This is a genomic window from Sphingopyxis sp. YR583, assembly GCF_900108295.1.
In the GTDB taxonomy this organism is placed as follows: Bacteria; Pseudomonadota; Alphaproteobacteria; order Sphingomonadales; family Sphingomonadaceae; genus Sphingopyxis.
This window is the reverse complement of record NZ_FNWK01000001.1, coordinates 1,780,606-1,800,927: the sequence shown is the minus strand read 5'-3', so window position 1 is coordinate 1,800,927 and position 20,322 is coordinate 1,780,606. Positions and strand designations below refer to the sequence as shown.

Annotated in this window: 25 protein-coding genes; 9 read left to right on the top strand and 16 right to left on the bottom strand. The window is 64.2% G+C overall.

Annotated features, from left to right (window positions below; genetic code table 11):
• Position 1: 1 nt before the first annotated feature.
• Genes flhB through BLW56_RS08350 form a run of 3 tightly spaced genes read left to right on the top strand, consistent with a single transcriptional unit; the run spans position 2 to position 2,968 of the window.
• Complete coding sequence (flhB, locus tag BLW56_RS08360; protein WP_093510079.1) at positions 2 to 1,141, top strand: flagellar type III secretion system protein FlhB; 1,140 nt, start codon at positions 2 to 4, stop codon at positions 1,139 to 1,141.
• Between the two features lie 44 nt (positions 1,142 to 1,185).
• A complete protein-coding gene (gene fliD, locus BLW56_RS08355) occupies positions 1,186 to 2,553 on the top strand; it encodes a flagellar filament capping protein FliD (RefSeq protein ID WP_093510078.1) in 1,368 nt (455 codons plus the stop codon).
• Positions 2,554 to 2,578: 25 nt separating this feature from the next.
• Positions 2,579 to 2,968 (top strand): flagellar export chaperone FliS, encoded by a 390-nt coding sequence (locus tag BLW56_RS08350; protein WP_093510077.1) that lies wholly within the window; start codon positions 2,579 to 2,581, stop codon positions 2,966 to 2,968.
• A 193-nt stretch (positions 2,969 to 3,161) separates the two neighbouring features.
• Here the strand turns inward: BLW56_RS08350 and BLW56_RS08345 are convergent, their stop codons facing one another.
• The 14 genes from BLW56_RS08345 to flgB form a co-directional block, all read right to left on the bottom strand.
• Entirely contained in the window at positions 3,162 to 4,235 is a 1,074-nt protein-coding gene (locus BLW56_RS08345; protein ID WP_093510864.1) for a sigma-54 interaction domain-containing protein, read from the bottom strand.
• 180 nt (positions 4,236 to 4,415) lie between these two features.
• Complete coding sequence (locus BLW56_RS08340; protein ID WP_093510076.1) at positions 4,416 to 5,279, bottom strand: flagellar motor protein MotB; 864 nt, start codon at positions 5,277 to 5,279, stop codon at positions 4,416 to 4,418.
• On the bottom strand, positions 5,279 to 6,142 hold the full coding sequence (gene motA / locus BLW56_RS08335) for a flagellar motor stator protein MotA (RefSeq protein WP_093510075.1): 864 nt from the start codon (positions 6,140 to 6,142) through the stop codon (positions 5,279 to 5,281). Before motA ends, BLW56_RS08340 begins: the two co-directional genes overlap by 1 nt.
• A 102-nt stretch (positions 6,143 to 6,244) precedes the next feature.
• On the bottom strand, positions 6,245 to 7,075 hold the full coding sequence (locus tag BLW56_RS08330; protein ID WP_093510074.1) for a flagellin N-terminal helical domain-containing protein: 831 nt from the start codon (positions 7,073 to 7,075) through the stop codon (positions 6,245 to 6,247).
• A 13-nt stretch (positions 7,076 to 7,088) separates the two neighbouring features.
• Complete coding sequence (gene flgK, locus BLW56_RS08325; protein ID WP_093510073.1) at positions 7,089 to 8,414, bottom strand: flagellar hook-associated protein FlgK; 1,326 nt, start codon at positions 8,412 to 8,414, stop codon at positions 7,089 to 7,091.
• Positions 8,411 to 8,728 (bottom strand): rod-binding protein, encoded by a 318-nt coding sequence (locus BLW56_RS08320; RefSeq protein ID WP_093510072.1) that lies wholly within the window; start codon positions 8,726 to 8,728, stop codon positions 8,411 to 8,413. The genes flgK and BLW56_RS08320 overlap by 4 nt, the downstream gene beginning before the upstream one ends.
• Positions 8,725 to 9,834 carry a flagellar basal body P-ring protein FlgI gene (locus tag BLW56_RS08315; RefSeq protein WP_093510071.1) on the bottom strand — a complete coding sequence of 370 codons (1,110 nt, stop codon included), beginning with the start codon at positions 9,832 to 9,834 and terminating at the stop codon, positions 8,725 to 8,727. The genes BLW56_RS08320 and BLW56_RS08315 overlap by 4 nt, the downstream gene beginning before the upstream one ends.
• 14 nt (positions 9,835 to 9,848) lie before the next feature.
• The gene (locus tag BLW56_RS08310; protein WP_093510070.1) at positions 9,849 to 10,508 is read right to left on the bottom strand and encodes a flagellar basal body L-ring protein FlgH; all 660 of its coding nucleotides are present in this window, start codon (positions 10,506 to 10,508) and stop codon (positions 9,849 to 9,851) included.
• A complete protein-coding gene (gene flgG / locus BLW56_RS08305) occupies positions 10,489 to 11,274 on the bottom strand; it encodes a flagellar basal-body rod protein FlgG (RefSeq protein ID WP_093510069.1) in 786 nt (261 codons plus the stop codon). Before flgG ends, BLW56_RS08310 begins: the two co-directional genes overlap by 20 nt.
• Before the next feature lie 12 nt (positions 11,275 to 11,286).
• Positions 11,287 to 12,030 carry a flagellar basal-body rod protein FlgF gene (gene flgF, locus BLW56_RS08300; RefSeq protein WP_093510068.1) on the bottom strand — a complete coding sequence of 248 codons (744 nt, stop codon included), beginning with the start codon at positions 12,028 to 12,030 and terminating at the stop codon, positions 11,287 to 11,289.
• A 35-nt stretch (positions 12,031 to 12,065) separates the two neighbouring features.
• Positions 12,066 to 12,893 (bottom strand): flagellar hook-basal body complex protein, encoded by an 828-nt coding sequence (locus BLW56_RS08295; RefSeq protein WP_093510067.1) that lies wholly within the window; start codon positions 12,891 to 12,893, stop codon positions 12,066 to 12,068.
• 27 nt (positions 12,894 to 12,920) lie between these two features.
• Complete coding sequence (locus BLW56_RS08290) at positions 12,921 to 13,223, bottom strand: flagellar hook assembly protein FlgD (protein ID WP_093510066.1); 303 nt, start codon at positions 13,221 to 13,223, stop codon at positions 12,921 to 12,923.
• A 1-nt stretch (position 13,224) separates the two neighbouring features.
• Positions 13,225 to 13,635 (bottom strand): flagellar basal body rod protein FlgC, encoded by a 411-nt coding sequence (flgC, locus tag BLW56_RS08285; protein ID WP_093510065.1) that lies wholly within the window; start codon positions 13,633 to 13,635, stop codon positions 13,225 to 13,227.
• On the bottom strand, positions 13,632 to 13,985 hold the full coding sequence (flgB, locus tag BLW56_RS08280) for a flagellar basal body rod protein FlgB (protein ID WP_093510064.1): 354 nt from the start codon (positions 13,983 to 13,985) through the stop codon (positions 13,632 to 13,634). The genes flgC and flgB overlap by 4 nt, the downstream gene beginning before the upstream one ends.
• A 258-nt stretch (positions 13,986 to 14,243) precedes the next feature.
• Between flgB and BLW56_RS08275 the strand changes: the two genes are divergently transcribed.
• The 6 genes from BLW56_RS08275 to BLW56_RS08250 all read left to right on the top strand — a co-directional run bounded on the left by BLW56_RS08275 (position 14,244) and on the right by BLW56_RS08250 (position 19,309).
• On the top strand, positions 14,244 to 14,765 hold the full coding sequence (locus tag BLW56_RS08275; protein ID WP_177175879.1) for a flagella basal body P-ring formation protein FlgA: 522 nt from the start codon (positions 14,244 to 14,246) through the stop codon (positions 14,763 to 14,765).
• A 169-nt stretch (positions 14,766 to 14,934) separates the two neighbouring features.
• Positions 14,935 to 15,231, top strand: a complete 297-nt coding sequence (gene flgM / locus BLW56_RS08270) for a flagellar biosynthesis anti-sigma factor FlgM (protein WP_177175878.1) — start codon at positions 14,935 to 14,937, stop codon at positions 15,229 to 15,231.
• Positions 15,228 to 15,536, top strand: a complete 309-nt coding sequence (locus BLW56_RS08265) for a hypothetical protein (RefSeq protein ID WP_256203351.1) — start codon at positions 15,228 to 15,230, stop codon at positions 15,534 to 15,536. Before flgM ends, BLW56_RS08265 begins: the two co-directional genes overlap by 4 nt.
• Positions 15,537 to 15,616: 80 nt before the next feature.
• Positions 15,617 to 16,453, top strand: a complete 837-nt coding sequence (locus BLW56_RS08260; protein WP_093510062.1) for a transglycosylase SLT domain-containing protein — start codon at positions 15,617 to 15,619, stop codon at positions 16,451 to 16,453.
• A complete protein-coding gene (gene flhA, locus BLW56_RS08255) occupies positions 16,450 to 18,573 on the top strand; it encodes a flagellar biosynthesis protein FlhA (RefSeq protein WP_093510061.1) in 2,124 nt (707 codons plus the stop codon). The genes BLW56_RS08260 and flhA overlap by 4 nt, the downstream gene beginning before the upstream one ends.
• Positions 18,563 to 19,309: a sigma-70 family RNA polymerase sigma factor gene (locus tag BLW56_RS08250; RefSeq protein WP_093510060.1), complete on the top strand. Its 747-nt coding sequence runs from the start codon at positions 18,563 to 18,565 to the stop codon at positions 19,307 to 19,309. The genes flhA and BLW56_RS08250 overlap by 11 nt, the downstream gene beginning before the upstream one ends.
• Before the next feature lie 52 nt (positions 19,310 to 19,361).
• On the opposite strand, the gene BLW56_RS08245 is transcribed toward BLW56_RS08250, so the two are convergent.
• Together BLW56_RS08245 and BLW56_RS08240 are read right to left on the bottom strand one after the other, a co-directional pair.
• The gene (locus BLW56_RS08245; RefSeq protein ID WP_093510861.1) at positions 19,362 to 19,859 is read right to left on the bottom strand and encodes a MarR family winged helix-turn-helix transcriptional regulator; all 498 of its coding nucleotides are present in this window, start codon (positions 19,857 to 19,859) and stop codon (positions 19,362 to 19,364) included.
• Positions 19,860 to 19,885: 26 nt separating this feature from the next.
• A complete protein-coding gene (locus BLW56_RS08240) occupies positions 19,886 to 20,299 on the bottom strand; it encodes a hypothetical protein (protein WP_093510059.1) in 414 nt (137 codons plus the stop codon).
• Positions 20,300 to 20,322: the final 23 nt, after the last annotated feature.

Below are 20,322 nucleotides of genomic sequence, written 5' to 3'. Positions count from 1 at the left end.
GATGGCCGAAGGCAGCGACAAGGACCAGAAGACCGAACAGCCGACGGCGAAGAAACTCGCCGATTCGGCGCGCGAAGGCGATGTCCTCATGTCGCGCGAGCTGGCAACGGCGCTGATGATGCTTGCTGCCGCGGGCTGGATCGTCGCCGCGGGCGGCTGGTTCGTCCAGTCGGCAAGCGATCTTGTTCGCCGCGGGCTGACCCTGACCGCCGCCGATGTCGCCGATTTCGCGCCCGGAGAGGCGCTGATGCGAAACGGGGTCGAGATTCTGCTGCCGCTTGCCAGCCTGTTTGCGCTCGCGCTCGGCGCCGCAATCGCGGGTCCGGCGATGCTCGGCTCGATGGGCTGGCGCGGCAAGGCGTTGCAGTTCAAGGGCAACAGAATGAACCCGATGAGCGGCCTGAAACGCATGTTCGGGATGCAGGGCGTCACAGAGCTCGGCAAGGCGTTGGCGAAAGTCCTGCTGCTCGGCACGATCGGTTACTGGCTCGTCCTGAAAAGCCTGCCCGCGATTATGACGATGGCATCGACCGACCTGCTCGCCGCTATCGGCCTCGCCGGAAAGGAAATCGGCCATGCGATGCTGACGCTCGCCGGCGGACTGGTGATCATCGCGCTGATCGACGTCCCGGTGCAATGGTTCCAGCGCAACAAGCGGCTGATGATGAGCAAGCAGGAGATCAAGGAGGAAATGCGCCAATCGGACGGCGCGCCCGAACTGAAGCAGGCACAGCGCCAGCGCGCGCATGAGATTTTGAGCGGGTCAGCGCGCAAGGCGGTGTCGGAGGCGACCGTCGTCCTGACCAACCCGACCCATTTTTCGGTCGCGCTGCGTTATCGCCCGGGGACCGATGCGGCGCCGGTCGTCGTCGCGCGCGGGCGCGGCGATGTCGCGATGTCGATCCGCGAGCTTGCCCGCGCCGCCAGCGTGCCGATGCTCGAATATCCGCAGCTCACCCGCGCCATCTATTTCACCGCGCGCGCGGGACGGACGATTCCAGAGGAATTGTTCGTCGCGGTCGCCACCGTGCTCGCCTTCGTCTTCCAGCTTGAGCGCGCGGCGGCCGAAGGGACCGCCCAGCCTTCCGTCGACGTTCCGCCCTCGCATCGTTTTGATCCGGAGGGTCGCCGACAGGCTTAATCTTGTCCGCGGGCCGCCGTTAAGGGGTTCGAAGGATATTTGCCATGGTCAGCTCAATCGCAAACAGCCTCGGCTTCGGGTCGGGTATCGACATCAAACAGCTCGTCACCGACCTGTCGAACGCATCGCGTGATCCCAAGATCAAGCAAATGGCGGATTTGACGCAAAAGAACCAGACGCGGATCAGTGCGCTGGCGCAGGCGCGATCCGATCTTGATGGCTTTGCCGATTCCCTCGGCCAGATGGTGAGCGACGGAACACTGCGCAGCACGCCGACGGTTTCCGACGAAAGCGTGCTCGGTGCGACCAGCCGCGCCGGCCTTTCGGCCGACAGCTTTGCCGCGACCGTCGTCGTGAACCAGCTCGCGCGCGCGCAAACCAACTATTCGGGCGTCGTCGCCGACCGCACCGCCGCAATCGGCACGGGTACGATGACACTGACTGTCGGCGGCGTCGCCAAGACGATTACCATCGGCGCAACGAACAACAGCCTCGACGGACTTGCGAATGCGATCAATACCAGCGGCGCCGGTGTAACCGCGTCGATCATCGCCGACGAAGGCGGCCATCGGCTGATCCTGAAAGGCCCGACGGGCGAGGCCGGCGCTTTCACGTTCAGCGCCGACGCGGGCGCAGATCCCGGACTTTCATCTTTCTCCACCAGCGGAATGACGGTCGGACAGAGTGCGGCAAACGCCGAATTCACGATCGATGGCGTCGCATTCAGCCGTGCGACCAACATCATCGACGACGTCGTTCCCGGTATGTCGCTGACGCTCAAGAAGGCGGCCCCCGGACAGCCCGTCGATATCGGCGCGAGCCGTCCGCTCGACATGATCAAGCAAACCGTCGGCGATTTCGTCGCAGTGTATAATCAACTCAAGAAGAGCCTTGTCGCGGCATCGAGCATGTCGGGGCCGACCACCTCACTTCGCGAGCTCGAGCGCGAACTGTCCGGGCTCCTGCACAAAGTCATTTCGAGCCACGGCAGCATCAACAAACTATCCGATATCGGCATCACGTCGACCAAGGACGGCCTTCTGGCGGTCGATAACGCCAAGCTCGACAAGGTGCTCGCGTCCGATGCCGGCGCGGTTGAGGCGCTCTTCAATCCGCGACGCGACGCGACGCATACCGAGCAGAGCGATCCCGGCATCGCCTTTGCGCTCGACGCGATCCGCGACAAGGCGGTTGGCGTGAACGGCGCGATCGAGCGCGTTTCGAAGTCGCTGACCGAGAAGAAGGAAAATCTCGCCGAACAGCTCGAGAAGATCGAGGAGCGCGAAGAGGCGTACAAGAAGCGGCTCGAGAAGCAATATGGCTCGCTCGAGGCTCGCCTCGCGTCGTTCAAGGCAACGCAAAGCTACCTCGAACAACAGATCAAGCTCTGGTCGAACCAGGGTAACGACTAATAGCTAGAGCTTGGGGACCACCGCCGTGACCGCTACCGCCTCGACCGTCCGGGCAACCGGGCTGTATCGCCGATTGCAGAATGAAAGCCGCGCCGCAGCGGCCGATCCCGTCGAGCTGGTTACCATGCTCTATGACGAGCTCGAAACCGCTGTCGGCGTTCTGGGAGCCATGGTTCGGCAGGGACAACGCATTTCGGCGACCGAGCCCGCGCATCGCGCGCGCGCGATCCTGATCGGCCTCGACGTCAATCTCGACCGCGACAAGGGCGGCGACGTCGCGACGGCACTATCGCGCGTCTATCGCAGCATGCGCCGCAAGCTTGACGATGCCGTCGCCGCAAACAGCGGCGAAGGGCTGGCCGAACTGCTAGAGGGAATTTTGACGATCAGCGCCGCCTGGCGACAGCTCCGCTGACATCGGCCTCACCCGCCTGACAGCAAGACGGCCCGCCCTTTCAAGGAAAGGAGCGGGCCGTTGTCGTTTTCGGGTTCGTAAGAGCCCGCTGGTTACCCGGCCGCCCAAAGGTGGGGACGGGCGGCCGGGTGGTGCGGGAGCGGACCAGAGCTCCCTTTTCCAGCGGGTGCTGAAACTCGTGTGTGCGGGCTGGTCAGGCGGCCTGCTGGTGAACGCCATATTTGCGCATCTTTTCGATCAGCGTCGTGCGCTTCAGCGTCAGCAGGCGCGCAGCTTCCGAAATAATGCCGTCGGCAAGGTCGAGCGCGACGTGGATCTGTTCGAGTTCGATCGTCTCGATCTCGCGCTTGAGGTCGATCGGACGGCCCGGCGCCGGCGTCTTTGCCTGCGGCGTCGCCGAAGCAAAGGGCATGGCGGCGAAGTCTTCCGCGCTGGCCTGCACCGCGGCAGGGCTGCTGGGGACAGCCTGCCACGGCGCAAGCGCTGCGGTGGGGTTCAAAAGCATGGCGACGTCTTCGAGACCGAGCGTCTCGCCGCTATGGAGAACGCTGGCGCGTTCGACGAAGTTACGCAGTTCACGGACATTGCCCGGCCAAGCGTGCTGCATCAGCAGGGCCATCGCGGCATCGTCATAGCGGCACTTGGTCTCCGCCGGCATGTTGCGCTGAAAGTGGCGGATGAGCGCCGGAATATCCTCGGCGCGGCTGGCAAGGCTGGGGACCTGCAGCACAACCACGCCGAGCCGGAAGAACAGATCTTCGCGGAACTTGCCATCGGCGATCGCGGCGCCGAGATCCTGATGAGTGGCCGAGATGACGCGAACGTCGACGGCCTTCACTTCGCTGCTGCCGACGCGGACGATCGTCCGGTCCTCCAGCACGCGGAGCAGCTTGACCTGCATGTCAAAGCGCATGTCGCCGATTTCGTCGAGGAAGAGCGTGCCGCCCTCGCTCGCTTCGAAATGGCCGATGCGGCGAGCATGGGCGCCGGTGAAGCTGCCCTTCTCATGCCCGAACAGTTCGGATTCGATAAGCTCGCCGGGGATCGCGCCGCAATTTATCGCAGAGAAGGCCTTGCCCGACCGGGCACCCTCGTCGTGGATCGCACGCGCCACCAGTTCCTTGCCCGAGCCCGACGGGCCACAGAGCATCACCGATGCGTTCGAGCGCGCTACGCGCCGGATCATCTCGCGCAGCCGGCAAGCCGCCGCGCTCGTGCCGATGATCAGCGCTTCCAGCGCCGTATTGTTGTTGTGCCCCACAGTCATTCTGGTCTCCACCGCACCGCCCGCTCGGTGCCCCTTCGATGGATTTACGAATTGACGAAACTGGTAAACAAAAGCTTATCGAGCGTTAGCTAAGTCATTCAAAACAAATAGATATTACCATATTGGCAGTATCTGGCTCGCAATTGCGTCAATCGGCTCCAATATGCCGCCAAATTGGCACTAATTGTCTTCGCCGGTTCGCCAGCCGAGCGTGATCGAGATGCGGCGATTGCGCGGATCGAATCGGTCGGAGGGGACATAGGGCTCCCGATCGGCGACCCCCTCGATTCGCGAGAAGCGCCCCGAAGAGATCCCGCGGAACTCCAGATAGTGGCGCGTCACCTCGGCACGATCGACCGACAGGCGCCAGTTGTTCGTGCCCGACTTCGCCGACCAGGGAGCGGCATCGGTGTGGCCGCGGATCATCACCTGGTTTGTCACCGCTGCGACGGGCTTTGCGATTTCGCTGAACAGCCGCGCCCCGTCGGGGGTCAGCTGGCTGGTTCCGATCACGAACATCGAAAAATCGGCGTCATCGACAACATCGATACGCAACCCTTCGAGCGTCTCGGTAAAACGCAGGTTCGGCGCGAGGCGCTTCAGATCGCCCTTGCTCTGCAATTGCTCCATCAGCGTCTGCGCCAGTCGCTGGAACCGCTGCTTGTCGCTTGCGCGTTCGCGCCCCGAGGCTTCGCGCGGTCCGCCCGTGGCGTCGCGCGGGATCGTCATCGAACGGGTCCCCGTCTGCGCCGCGCCGTGGGGATATTTGTCGACCGAAACGAGCGAGTCGCCTCCGAACAGGCCATTCGACCCCGCCGTGTCCTGCTTGCTCTGGACGATGGTGGGCGCGAAATAATCGGCGAGCGCCTTGCGCTGCTTCTCGTTCGTCGCGCCGAGCAGCCACATCAACAGGAAGAAGGCCATCATCGCGGTCACGAAATCGGCATAGGCGACCTTCCACGCGCCGCCATGGTGGCCGCCGTGCGCTTCCTGGATCACCTTTTTGACGATGATCGGCCGCGGCATGTTGGGGCGCGCGGCCATCAGCGGCCCCGCATCCCGTCAAAGACCTCGGCAAAGCTCGGCTGGTTGCTATGGTCGACGCCCGAGCGCGCGGCCTCGATCACCAGCGGCTGCGGATGGCCGTGGAGCGACGCGATGATCAGCTGCTTCACCGTATGATAGATGGCGTTGTCGCTCTCGATCACCGCCTTGGCGCGCGTCGCGAACGGACCGACGAGACCATAAGCGAGCAACACGCCGAGAAAGGTACCGACGAGCGCCGAACCGATCATGCCACCAAGGATTGCCGGCGGCTTGTCGATCGAACCCATCGTCTTCACGACGCCGAGCACCGCGGCGACGATGCCGAGCGCCGGAAGCGCGTCGGCGAGGCTCTGCAGACCCTCGGCGGGTTTCATCGAATGATGGTTGTGGCTCTTCAGCGCATTGTCCATCACCTCTTCGACCGCATGCGGATCGAGCGTACCCGACGACACGACGACGAGGCGCAGCGTATCACAGATCAGATGGACGAGCGTGTCGTCCTTCAAAAGCTTGGGGTATTGCTGAAAGATCGTCGAATTTTTCGGATCTTCGATATGCGGCTCGACCGCGACCGGTCCTTCGGTGCGCATCATCTTCATCAGCGTCGAGACGAGCAGGATGCAGTCGAGATAATCCTGCTTCTTATATTGCGGCCCTTTGAACACCTTGCCGAGCCCGCCGCCGAGCGCCTTCAGATCGGCGCCCGAATTGCCGATGATCAGCGAGCCGAGCGCGGCCCCACCGATGATCAGCATTTCGTGGGGCAACGCATGCATGACCGGACCCAGATTGCCCCCGGTCAGCGCGAAGCCCCCGAAGACCAGCAGGATCAGTACGACAATGCCGACAGCGGGAAACATGTGCGAGCAACTCCATTCGGGATCCGACTGTCGAAGCCGGCCCCCGCCAATTCAGGTACGTCTTGATGATTAACGGCAGCAGCGCCGCAAAGTTGAGCGGCCTCAGTTCAAAATATCGAACAAGGTCCGGCTGTTGATCTTTGCGAACGCCGCCTGCGCGGCTCGCAGCGTCAGATCCTGCGCATTGAGTTCGGCAATCGCGACATCGAGGTCGGTGTCCTCGATATCCGATCGCTCGTCCTTGAGCGTGATCTTGCGCAATTCGAGCCCGTCGCCGATGCGGTCGAGCCGCCCGCCCGCAAGCCCGATTTCGGCATGCTTGTCGGCGACATGGTCGATCGAGGTGGCAAGGGCGCCCAGTGAAGCGTTCATTCCGGCCTTGTCGCCGGCAGCGACCGCCGTAGCGGCGTCGCGGATACCGGTCGAAAGGCTGTTTCCGCCGACGACGAAAACATCGGCCGCCGACGGAACCGGCGCAAAGGTCACGTCGGAATCGAAACGCATCACGCGCGCGGTGCCCGTCGCGAACACCGGTTCACCATTCGAATCGCGCGTCGCGGCCAGCGCATCGAGCTCGTCGGCGATCGTGCCGAGTTCGGCGGCGATGGTGGCGCGGTCAGCGGGGTTCGTCGTATCGCTCGATGCCGCAAGCGTCAGTTCGCGTGCGCGCGTCATCAAATTGGTCACCGACTTCATGACGCCGTCGGCCTGCGACACGAGCGCCGATGCCGAATTGATGTTCGACGACCAGGCGGTCATGCTCGATTGGGTCGTCCCGATCGTCGCGATGCGCCGTGCGGCGACCGGATCGTCGGACATGCGAAGCAGCTTCTTGCCTCCCGAAATCTGGATCTGCGTCCGTTCGAGCGCATCGGCGAGTTTCTGTTGGCGCGCGATTTCGCGCGTCATGCGGTTGCCAACGGCGTTGATCATGGTCCTGCCTTCCTTACAGCGAGCTCAGGAGCGTCTGCATCGTTTCGCGCGCGACCTGGATCGTCCGGGCGGCCGCCGAATAAGCCTGCTGAAAGCGCAGCAACTCGGCGGCTTCGGTATCGAGATCGACCTGGCTGACGCTGTCGCGCGCGGCGGCCGAAGCGTCGGCGCGGGTGGCCGCAGCAGCATCCTGCGCGCGGGCCGACGAAACCGCCTGTGCCTGCGTCGCAAGATGCCCCGACCAGCGGGCCTCGGGATCGTTCGCGCCGCGCATCGTACCAAGCGCAAGCATATTGCCGTTGCTGCCCGACGCGTTCGCCGCCGCCACCTGATCGGGGTTCAGCGCCGCGGCGGTCAGCGTGGCGGCACTGGTGCCGGTGAACAATGGCTGGCCCGGATTGCCATTGGCGTCGGTACCGGCCTGATGCGCCGCGTTGAGCTGGCTCGCGAACTGAGTCGCCATCGTATCGAGCGAAGCGCGCTGATCGGCGACATGGTTCGCGCCTTCGGCAAGGCCGGCCAGCGAGCCCGTCGAGATGGCGAGCGGCGATCCGCCGACGCTGTACGACAGGCGGCCGTCGGGTGCGGCGGTCACCGAAATCGGATTCACCACGCCGCCGCCGACGAGCAGGTCGCCCGATCCGGCCGCACGCAGCGTCACGGCGCCATTATTGTCGAAGGTCGGACTGACGCCCGCCTGCGCCGACAATTTGTCCAGTAACCTGTCGCGTTCGTCGAGCAGGCTCGCCTCGTTGGTCGAGCCCGGCCGCGCCTTACGCAGCCCGATGTTGATCTGTTCGAGCGCATTGAGGTTCGCGTTGAACTGATCGACTTCGCTCGTCGCGGCCCCTTCGATCCCCTCGCCCATCTTGTCGAGCTGGTTCGCGGCGGTACGGAAACCCGATGCAACATCGTCGACCGACTGCAGGAACTGCGCGCGCAGCGTCCGGTTTGCCGGGTCGGAAGTCAACTGGTCGGCGGTCGTGTACAGCTTGGTGAGCCCGGTCTTGATGCCGTTGGTTTCGTCGCTGAGCGCACCCTCGACCTTGTCGAGCCACGAAAGCTTCGCCGCCGAACGTTCGGCATCGCCCGAGGTGATGCGCGAATCCTCGATCAGCCACTGGTCGACCGAACGGTCGATGCCGCGGATGTCGACGCCGCCAGGATTGGTATTGCCGCGATAGAAGATCGAATTGCCGCCACCGACGGCTTCCATCATCTCGAGCCGACGGCGCGCATAACCGGGCGTCTGCGCGTTGGCGATATTGTCGCCGATCGTCGAGAGCGCACGCGAATAGGCCTTGAGCCCGCTGTAGCCGATGCCGAGCAGGTCGCTCATTGTACGCCTCCCCCAAATTTGTTGGCGTGAGCCGCAAGCTGGCCGCGAAACTGCTGCTCGACCATGTCGGCGATCCCGAACTGGCGCATCGCGGCGAGGCTGTCGGCAGTGCGCGCGTCGGCCATTTCGCGGAAATTGTCGGTCGCGCTCGATCCGAAGATGTCGTCGCCGAGCTTCGCCTGCCGCATCGACGCCATCAGCTGGCGCAGGATCACGGCTTCGAAAGCCTCGGCTGCCTTGCGGAGCCCCCCGTCGCCGCCACCGGCGGCTGCGGGGGTCGGCGTCGCGCCGATCGAAGAAATGGGGCTCGTCATATGATCACCAGTTCCGCAGTGAGCGCGCCGGCCTGGCTCAGCGCTTCGAGGATGGCGACGAGGTCGCCGGGAGGAACGCCCATGCGGTTGATCGCATCGACGAGTTCGGAAAGCGAAGCGGTCGGCTTGACCAGCATCACCGGACGATAATCCTGTTCGACACTGATATCGCTCGACGGCTCGATCGCGGTCTGCCCGCGGCTGAACGGCGCGGGCTGCACGACAGTCGGCGATTCCTTGATCGAGACGGTGAGCTTGCCCTGCGTCACCGCCGCGGTGCCGACGCGAACCGCGCCATTGATCACCACGGTGCCCGTGCGGGCATTGACGATGACCTTGGCCGGCGGCTCGGCGCGCTGGACGCCCAGATTCTCGATCTGCGAGATCAGCCGGATGCGCTCGTCGCCGGTGCCCATCGCGCGAATGGCGATGCTGGCGCCGTCGAGCATCGTCGCCGATCCGGGGATCGCGGCGTTGATCGCATCGGTCACGCGCTTCGCATTGGTCGCGTCGAACTGGTGGAGGTTAAAGGTCAGCTGGCTCGCCGAGGCAAAGCCGGTATCGACCGCACGCTCGACCGTCGCGCCGCCCGCGATGCGTCCGCTCGACGGCACATTGACCGTCAGTTTCGATCCGTCGGCGGCATCGACGCCAAGCCCGCCGATGACGAGATTGCCCTGCACCATCGCATAGATCTGACCATCGGCACCATAAAGCGGCGCGAGTACGAGCGTGCCGCCGCGAAGGCTTTTCGACTTGCCGATCGCCGACACGGTGACGTCAAGGCGTTGGCCGGGCTTGGCGAACGGCGGCAGCTCGGCGGTGATCATCACGGCCGCGGCGTTCTTCAGCGCCGGATTCACCCCCGGCGGCAGCGTCAGGCCGAAGCGCGACACCGCGCCCTTCATGCCCAGCGTCGAATAGTCGAGGCTGTCGTCGCCCGTTCCCGCAAGGCCGACAACGATGCCGTACCCCGTCAGTTGGTTGGCGCGCAGGCCCTGGAACTGGCCCATGTCCTTGATGCGCTCGGCCTGCGCGGGCGCCGCAAAGGCGAAGCTCGCGAGGAGAAGCGCAATAAGGGTGAACAGGGTCGGACGCTGGGTCACTTCAAATTCCTCTGTTAGAACGGGCTGATGATCGAGAAGAAGCGCTGCAGCCAGCCCTGCTGGCTCGCGCGGGCGATCTCGCCCTTGCCGACGTAACGGATCTTGGCATCTGCGACGCGGGTCGACAGGATGCGGTTGTCGGGGCTGATGTCGATCGCGCGGATGATCCCCGAAATCTGGACGCGTTCGTCGCCGCGGTTGAGCGTAAGCAGCTTTTCGCCGCGTACGAACATCGTGCCGTTCGGATAGACGGCGGCGATCGTCACGCTGACTTCGCCCGACAGCGCGTTCGACTGCGACGCGTCGCCCTTGCCCTTGAACTGCTGGCCGCCACCCGCAGCGATATCGCTGGGGCTGAACAGCGACAGCGGGCCGGTCGTGGGCGGCGTGAGGCCGATGCTGCCGTCGCGCTGCGTGCCGGCGGCATTGCTCTTTGTCGCGGCGGTGCGCTCGACGAGCTGGATCGTGACGATATCGCCAACGGCGCCTGCACGGCCGCCCGAGGTGAGCGCCACATAACTGCCCTGAAAGATCGAGCCGTTCGCCGGCGGTGCCGGCGGCGGCGGCGGCATCGAAACCGAAAAGGCGTCGGGCGGCAGCTTGTCCTTCGCGAACGCCGAAGCAGGCGCCAGCACGAGGACCAGCATCGCCAGTTTAGAGAGTCTGCGACGCATTTTTCATCATCTCGTCGGTGGCAGAGATCATCTTCGAATTGACCTCATAGGCACGTTGTGTCTCGATCATGTCGACGAGTTCCTCGACGACATTGACGTTCGATCCCTCGAGCATCCCGCCACGCAGCGAACCACGACCTTCCTCGCCCGCACCGCCGACCAGCGGCGCACCCGATGCCTGCGTTTCGACGAGCATATTGCCGCCGATCGCCTGCAATCCGGCGGGGTTTGCAAAGCGCGCAATCTCGATCCGGCCGAGTTCGAGCGCGGTGCCGTCGGAACCCGTTGCCGATACCGTGCCATCGAGCCCGATCGTCACATTGCTCGCATCTTCGGGAATCTGGATCGCGGGGGTCAGCGGCTTGCCGTCCGAGGTCACGATCGTGCCGTCGGGGGCGCGGCCGAAATTGCCCGCGCGAGTATAGCCGGTGCGCCCGTCGGGCATTTCGACCTGGAAATAGCCGGCGCCGTCGATCGCGACATCGAGGCCGTTGCCCGTCGTCTGGAACGTGCCCTGCGTGTCCATACGCGCGGTGCCGTTAAGCGCGACGCCGGTACCGAGGTTGAGCCCGGTCGCATAGCGGTTTTCCGCCGTCGACGGCGCACCCGGCGCGGTCATCATCTGATAGCTCAGCGTCTCGAAGCTCGCGCGGTCGCGCTTGAAGCCCGTGGTGTTTACGTTGGCGAGGTTGTTGGCGATCACCTGCATCCGGAAGCCTTGGGCATCCAGACCGGTCCGCGCGACGTGCAAGGCACCGATACTCATTTCATTTTCTCCTTAACGGGGGAGCTGCATCAGATTGGCGGTCGCGCTGTCCATGTCGCGCGCGTCGCTGATCATCTTCAATTGCGTGTCCCAGCTGCGGCTCGCCTCGATCATCTCGACGAGCGCGGTGGTGGCGGTGACGTTCGATCCTTCGATCGAGCGGGTGAGCAACCGCGCTTCGGGATCGTCGGGCAATATGCCGCCGCCCTTGACGCGGAACAGGCCGTCGAGGCCCTTCGCAATGTCCGACCCCGTCGGGGTCGCAAGACGAAGCCGGTCGACCTCCTGCGGATTTTCGGGATCGCCGCCCTGCGGCACGATCCATACGCGGCCTTCCTGGTCGATATTGATCGCGTCGGCGGGCGGGATGGTGACCGGGCCCTGCGTACCCTGGACGGGACTGCCGTCGCCGGTCGTAAGGAGACCACTCGGCGAGACCTGCAGGTCGCCGCGCCGCGTATAGGCTTCTTCGCCGTTCTTTGCCTGCACTACGAGCAGCGCGTCGCCCTGCATCGCGATGTCGAGGTCGCGGCCCGTCTGGGTGACGGTGCCCGCCTTCATGTCGGCGCCGAGAACTTCCTCGGAAGACATGGCGCGCGCATCGAGCCCGCCGCCGTCCAGCCACAGCGCCTGCGCGCTTGCCATGTCGGCGCGGAACCCCGGCGTCTGGGCGTTCGCCAGATTATTGGCGATCGCCGTCTGCCGGGACATGCTACCCCGCATCGCGGCAAGGCTGGTGTAGATAAGGCGGTCCATCTGATTACTCCCGGCAGGCGGCGGTCAGCGATGCGTCAACGCATGCCGATGATCGTCTGGGTCAGCTGCGACGCGCCCTCGATCGCCTTGGCATTCGCCTGGAAATTGCGCTGCGCGGCCATCAGCATCACCAGTTCCTCGGTGATATCGACGTTCGAACGCTCGAGCGCGCCGGCGCGGATTGCGCCCATCGGGCCATTGGTCGCGGCATCGATCGTCGGCGGGCCGCTTTCGCCCGTCGATTGCCAGTGCGCGTCGCCTGTCGGACGCAGGCCCGACATGGTCGGGAACGTCGCCATCGCAACCTTGCCGAGCACCTGGTCCTCGCCATTGGCGAAGGTCGCAGTGACGAGGCCGTCGAGGCCGATCGAAACGTTGACGAGGCCCGAGGCGGGGTCGCTCGGCGCCCCGGCGGGCAGGCGCATGTCGAATGCACCGGCGAGCGTGTTGTTCGTGACGTTACCGTCCGCGTCGACCGGAAGCAGCTGCAGCTTCGCGCCCGTCGAATCGATGACATAGCGGTCGGGGGTCGGTTCGAACGAGCCGTTGCGCGTGTAGGTGATCGCCTCGCGCGGCGGATCGCCCTTCACGATGAACATACCCTCGCCGACGATCGCCAGATCAAGCGTCTTTTCGCTCGATTCATACGACCCCTGCGTGAACTGCTGGGTGATGCCGTTAAGGCGGGTGCCCTGACCCGCGATCATCTTCGTCGACTGCGTCGGCGACGACGCGAAAATATCGCCGAACTGCGCCTTGCTGCGCTTGAAGCCGATCGAACCGGCGTTCGCGATATTGTTCGAAATGACCGACATGTCGGTCTGCGCGCCCTTGAGGCCCGAAAGCGAGGTATAGAATGACATGGACTTATCCTTCTTGAGAAACAGGGCTTAAGTTGTGGGCGTCGTCGGCGCGGGCGCCGGCGTGGCGGCCTTGATGTCTTTGAGCAGCTGCGTCTGCGCCGTGAGCTGTTCCGAAATCTTCGCGAGCGCGGTGTTGGTATCGCTGATCCCGGCGAGGCTCGAGAATTGCGCCATCTGCGCAACCATCTGCTGGTTATCGACCGGATTGAACGGATCCTGATGCGACAGCTGCGCGGTCATCAGGCGCATGAAGTCGCTCTGATCCATCTGCTTGCCGCCCTTGGGCTGGAATACGGGGTTGCTGTTGTTGGTGACGCTGTAGACGCTCATTTTACTGTCCCATCCTGAGGGTTTCGTTGATCAGGCCCTTCGCGGTTTCGAGGACCTGGACATTGTTTTGATACTGGCGCGCGGTCTCGACCATCTCGACCAGCTCGGCGGCGCTATCGACCGCGGCTTCCCAGACGTTGCCGTCCGCATCGGCGAGCGGGTTCGACGGATCGTGGCGTTTCGACGGCGCCATTTTCGAGGTCGTGACCTCGTCGATCTGGACCGTCGCGCGGCCATGATCGTCCATCACGGTACGAAACACGGGCTTCAGCGAACGGAAAGCGCCCGCTTCGCTGCCCGCGACCGTTCCCGCATTCGCGAGGTTCGATGCGGTGGTGTTCAGCCGGACGAGCTGCGCCGACATCGCGCGGCCGCTGATATCGAAGACGGAGAAATTGCCGTTCATCGTCATTCGCCCTTGATCGCGCGCGACAGCGTATTGATGCGGCCACTGAGGAACGACAGGCTCGAGCGATAGGCGAGCGCGTTTTCGGCATAAGCGGTCTGCTCGGTCGCCATTTCGACAGTGTTGCCGTCGAGCGAGGCCTGCACCGGGACGCGATAGCTGATCGCGCCCTCCATGGCATGGGCGGTCGAGCCGCCCTGCTGCGCCAGATCGAGCGCCTTGGCAAAGTCGATATCGCGCGCCTTGTAGCCCGGCGTCGCGGAGTTCGCGATGTTCGACGCGAGCATCATCATGCGCTGGCTGCGCAGCTGCAGCGCCGTCGCATGCAGGCCAAAGAGTTTCTCGGATGCCATCATCAAATTCCTTTCGCCGGGGTCCGGGCCGGATCGGGCACGGACGCGCGGAAAAACACCAAGGCATTATGCAATGGGCGTGCCAAATGTAATTTATGTATTATTTTCAATTATTTGATATGGATTTGAGATGCAGCTGATTTGCACGAGTCAAAAAACCGACGATGTCGCGCGCGGCCCTGCAAAACCGGGCATCAAACCGCGACTGGCACGCTTCCTGCTTAATGAGGGTCGACCATTTTGGACCGAAGGAGATGGACCTTGTCCCGTAACACTCTCGCGCGCCTTGCCATATGCGCCGCCACCCTGTCGTTCGCGGCCCCGGTCGCGACCTATGCCCAGCAGGGCAATGAGGATTGGCAGACGATCGATGTGCTGACCGACATGGTCGCGAACGCGATGGGCCGCAACGCGACCCCGATCGACCGTCGCATCAAGCTCGCGCGCTGTCCCGAACAGGCATCGGTCACCGCGGTCGACGCCCATACGCTCGCGGTTCGCTGCGCCTCGCTGGGCTGGCGCCTGCGCGTCCCGATGACGGGCCCCACCGACGCCGCACCGATCGCCGCGAGCTTCGCTCGCCCTGCGGCGAGCGCCCTTGTCATCCGACGCGGCGACAATGTCCGCGTCACGATCGAAACCGAAAGCTATTCGATCAGCTACACCGCCGTCGCGACGCAGGACGGCCGCGTCGGCGAGACGATCGCGCTGCGCGGTGCCGACGCGAAATCACCGCTCAGCGCCACCGTTACCGGCGCCGGACGCGCGATCCTGCAAGACTGAAAACGCCCTCTCTACCCACCATCTGGCCCGGGCTGTCGGCTTTCCGACGGCGCCGGGCCTTTCTTTTGTCTTTTTTGCGACGGGCCGCCTTAATCGCCGCATACACCATCCGTTAAAGCCTTCGTGAACCGCGTCGTCACTTTTCTGACGGCACCGGATGGAGGCTTTTATGTCGGGTGACAGCAAGATCGGACCAGTCGGCGGCATCGGCCGTGCCGGCCCGCTGCGCAGGGTCGCCAGCGAGGCGACGACCGCGATGCGCGCCCCGGCGCAGCTCCAGCCGACGCAGGACAATCTGCCGACCGCGCGCCTGACCCGCCTCGCGAGCAGCCTCGCCGAACAGGCGCCGCCAGTCGACGTCGCGCGCGTCGCATCGCTGCGCACCGCGATCGCAAATGGCAGCTACGGCGTCCATCCCGCCATCATCGCCAGCGCAATGCTCGACTTCCACGGCGGGGCCGAATGATGCTGGCGCAGATGGAAGAAATTGAAACGCGGCTCGAAACACTGGTCGGCGCACTCGACGGGCACGACGCCGGCGCGATCATCGCGGCGACCGAGGAACTCGCGACCGCCGTCATCCTGTTTCGCGGCGCGAACGTTCCCGCGGGCAGCGAACATCGCGCGCGGGCACTGATCGGGCAGACGCTCGGTCAGCTCGAAGCCGCCGCGATGCGCGTCAACATATTGAAGAACTGGACGCGTCAGAGGATTGACAAGAACCACGAGATCCGTGGCACGCGTCCGCGCGGAGCGGCTTTAAGCTACTGATAACCCTATAATTCACTGCCGTTTCCGCGAAATGGCACGATGATTGCTTTTGGTCTGCTGAACAAGCGGAACCAAGAGCCATGAACGCAATCAACAATCCCAATGCCGCGACCCGCATCGCCGCACCCGTCCTGGATGCGGTGCAGAGCGCGTCGGCGCGCACGGGGATCGATTTCGATTATCTGTTCGACGTCGCACGCGTCGAAAGCGGCTATAATCCGACCGCAAAGGCGCCAACTTCTTCGGCGCGCGGACTGTATCAGTTCACAAAACAGACCTGGCTCGCGACCCTCGACCGCCATGGCGCCAACCATGGGCTCGCCTGGGCGGCCGATGCGATCGGCCGCGACGCGTCGGGACGGCTGACGGTCGCCGATCCGGTGCTCCGCCAGCAGATTCTCGACCTGCGCGACGATCCGACGGCATCGTCGAGCATGGCCGCTGCGCTGACCGGCGACAATCGCGACTATCTTGAAAGTCGTATCGGCCGCGCCGCCGAACCGGTCGACCTCTATCTTGCGCATTTCCTCGGGAGCGGCGGCGCCGCCAAATTCCTGACGGCGCTCGAAACGAACCCTGACCAGCCCGGCGCATCGATGATGCCCGAGGCCGCCGCCGCGAACCGGTCGGTCTTTTACGCGCCCGACGGCAGCATGCGCAGTCTCGCCGAGATCCGCGAACGCTTTCGCGTGAAGCTCGAGGATGGCGGCGGCAAGATCGAAAATATGAAGCCCTTCGCCCCCGGGGGTTGGCACGTGCAAGCGAGCAGCTCGATCGGACTTGCCGGCCCAGGCAACGGAGGGGGGCGTCCGCCCCTGCAAATGATGGATATCCAGCCTATGCCCAAAAAGCTCTCGATGGGCTTTGCCGCCGATGCCTATCGGCGGCTCGCGTCGCTTTCGGGAGGCGCGGCATGACCGACGGTTTCAACCTCCGCAATTTCTCGCGCATCGCCAGCCTCTCGGCTTTGCCGGCGGGGATGCTGATCGTCGTCGGACTGATGGTGATCCCGGTTTCGCCGCTGATCCTCGACATCAGCTTTGTCGCCAACATCATGATCAGCCTGCTCATCCTGATGGTCGCACTGCAGGCGTCGAAACCGCTCGACTTCTCGGCATTCCCGACCGTCCTCCTCCTCGCGACGCTGTTCCGGCTCGCGCTCAACGTCGCCTCGACGCGCGTCGTGCTCGTTCACGGCCACGAAGGCACCGCGTCGGCGGGCCATGTGATCGAGGCGTTCGGCCAGGTGCTGATCGGCGGTGACTATATCGTCGGCCTGTTCGTCTTTTTCGTCCTGATGATCATCAACCTGATCGTGATCACCAAGGGCGCAGGACGCGTGTCCGAAGTGTCGGCGCGATTCACCCTCGACGCCCTCCCCGGCAAGCAGATGGCGATCGACGCCGACCTGAACGCCGGGCTGCTTACACCCGAAGAGGCCAAGGCACGCCGCGTCGAAGTCGGCACCGAAGCCGATTTCTATGGCTCGATGGACGGTGCCTCGAAATTCGTGAAGGGCGACGCCGTCGCCGGCCTGCTGATCCTGTTCGTCAACATCGTCGGCGGGCTGATCCTCGGCATCTTCAGCCATGGCCTCAGCCTGTCCGAAGCCGGCAGCACCTATATCACGCTCGCGATCGGCGACGCGCTCGTCGCGCAGATTCCGGCGCTGCTGCTCTCGATTGCGGCCGCCGCGATCGTCACCCGCGTGACCTCGCCCTTCGACCTCAGCGGCCAGATCGGCAGCCAGTTTTCCTCGCCCACCATCTGGATGGCGGTTGGCGGCATCCTTTTCATCCTCGGCCTCGTTCCCGCGATGCCGCAGATGCTGATCCTGCCCGCCGCCGCACTCGCATTTGCGGTCGGTTGGCAACTCCGCCGCGCCGAGGCCGCCGTCGCCGACCTGCCCGAACCCGTCGCGCCCGCACCCGACCCGTCGCATATCGAATGGGCCGACGTCAGCGACGCGAGCGCATGCCAGCTCGAGATCGGCTACGCGCTCGTCACCCTCGTCGACGAACGCAAGGGTTCGCCGCTGATGACGCGCATCACCGGCATCCGCCGCCAATTGTCGAAGGAACTCGGCTTCGTCGTTCCACCGGTGAAAGTGACCGACGACCTTTCGCTGCCCGGCAACGTCTATCGCATCTCGGTCGCCGGGGTGATCGTCGGCGAGGACGAGGTCTTCCCCAACGAAATGCTCGCGCTCGATTCGGGCGATCTCGTCACCAAGGTCGCCGGCCGCCCGTGCAAGGATCCCACCTTCGGCCTCGACGCGCTCTGGATTCCCAAGGCGATGCAGAATGATGCGATCGCCGCGGGCTACACCGTCGTCGATCCGGCAACCGTCGTCGCAACGCACCTCAACAACAGCATCGTCGGTTCAGCCGCCGAACTGTTCGGCATCGACGATGCCCAGGCGCTGATCGACAATCTCAAGACGCATTATCCGCAGCTTGCGCAGAACCTCAGCCCGCAAGGCTATTCGCTGCCGCGCGTCGCAAGCCTCTGCAAATCCTTGCTCGTCGAGCGCGTGCCGCTCCGCGATTTCCGCAAGATCGCCGAGGCGATGGTCGCGCTGTCGCCGCAACAGCTGGGCGAGATCGACCTGATCGAAGCGGTGCGCCAGCGCATCGGCGCGCTGATCGTGCAGACGATCGTGCCGAGCCGGATGCCGCTGCCCGTCGTCACCTTCAGCCCCGAGGTCGAAGTGCTGCTCAACCAGGCGGTGCGCGCGAACCCGGCCGCCGAATGGCCGTTCGAACATGGCATGGCGATGACGATCATCGAACAGGTCGGCCAAGCGGTCGAACCTCTGCTTTTGCAGACGCGCAGCTTCGCGCTCGTCGCATCGCCGATCTGCCGTTCCGCTCTTTCGCGTCTCGTGCGCGCCACCTTCCCCGACGTCGCCGTCATTTCCTATCTCGAAATACCGGCGACCAAGCAGACCGAAATCGTCGCGACGATCGGCGCCGAAGTACCGCGCCTCGCGTCCGGGCCCGATGCCCACATGGAGGACCAACCGCATGAGAATTGAGCCCGCCGAGCAATTTGCCGGGGCCACCAGCCGGACGTCGCGCGCACGCGGCTATGGGGAAAGCGTCGAGGCGCTGGTCGAGGAATATTCGCCGCTGGTCCGCAAGATCGCCTGGCAGGTGTTTTCGCGTGTGTCGCGGACGAGCGAACTCGACGACCTGATCCAGACGGGGCTGATCGCGCTGATCGAGGCGAGCCGCAACTATGAAGAACGCGGGTTTGCCTTTGCCACCTATGCCACGACCCGCATCCGCGGCGCGATGATCGACCAGCTGCGCCGCGAGGCCGATGTCGGTCGTTCGGCGATGGTCGCCGCAAAGCGGATCCACGCGATGCGCGCCGCGCTCGAACAACAATTGATGCGCGCGCCGACCCCCGCCGAAATGGCGGTGGCGTTCGATATGTCGGCCGAGGACTATTTCGCGCTCGAACGCAATGCGACGCACGGCCGTTCGACCTCGCTCGACGAGTTGACCGATATCGGCGCCTTCCTTGCCGCTGACGAAGACGAAGGTGCCGACGAGCGGTGCGAGCGGGACGATCTGATGGGGGCGCTGCGCCAGTGCGTCGGACGCCTCTCCGAGCGCGAACAGATGGTCCTGCAGCTCTATTTCTTCGAGGAACTCAACCTGCACGAAATCGGGCTGACGCTCGACGTCAGCGCCGCGCGCATCTGCCAGATCAAGCGCGAAGCAATGATCAAGGTCGACCGCATGATGAAGGAAATGACCGAATAGGGGGGACCAGGTGCGACGCGCGCGACCAGTCGGCCCGCACCCGGTCCGGGGGCTAGGCTGCCAGCGTTTGCCCGCCCTGCCAGGCGGTGCCGATTTTCTCGAAATAGCTTGCCATGCGCTCGGTTCCGACATCGGTCAGCCGGACGATGGTACGCCGCCGGTCGCGCTCGTCGATCGAGCGATGTACGAATCCCTGCTTCTCCAGCGCGCTGATCATGCGCAATCCCGACGACAGCGGAACCGCCGCGCCGGTCGCAAGGTCGCTCGCACTCAGCACGCGGCCGTGCGCGCCCGCCAGCATCAGGTCGAGCATCATGTCCCACACCGGGCCGGACATTTCAGCCGTGCCGAAATGGCTGCGACGAAGGCGCCGGATCTGAATGCTGAACGACAGCTGGTCGAGCAGCCCCGCCTTGATGGACGTTCCGTCGGCATCGACGACGCGCAGACCCACGGGCGACGATTCCTCGCCGCGGCCCGCAAGCAGTTCGTGGATCTGATCGACCCGCGATTTCAGTTCGGCAATTTCTTGGTTCGAAAATTGCTGCATGTGAAGATGCCCTTTGGGCAGCCACATCAGACCGTGACGTCATTCCGCCGACTGTGCGACCCCGATGCGTAGATAATCAGCAACAGGATCGGGTACGATATATAGACCGAGAGGAGCGAATAGGGTCGCGCCAATATCTCCGAAAACATATATTTCTGGATGTGGCCAAAGATAGCAATGAGCTGCCATCCGGTGATCCAGTAAGGCCAGAAACTGTGGGTCTTCATGGCGATGAACCAGAAGCTCAGCAGAACCAGCACGTCTATGATGAAGATATTCAGTTCAATATCGGCCCAGGTCGGGAAAGGTGTCACGGCACTGGTAAGGACCGAGGCGATCAGCGCTGTATAGGCCGCCCAGCGTTCCAGCGGCCCGCCGCGTCGGATCGCGACGGCCACCGTGATGAGCAGAACAACATAATAGATCGCGACGGACCACATTGTGGCTGTCAGCCTTTCTTGCG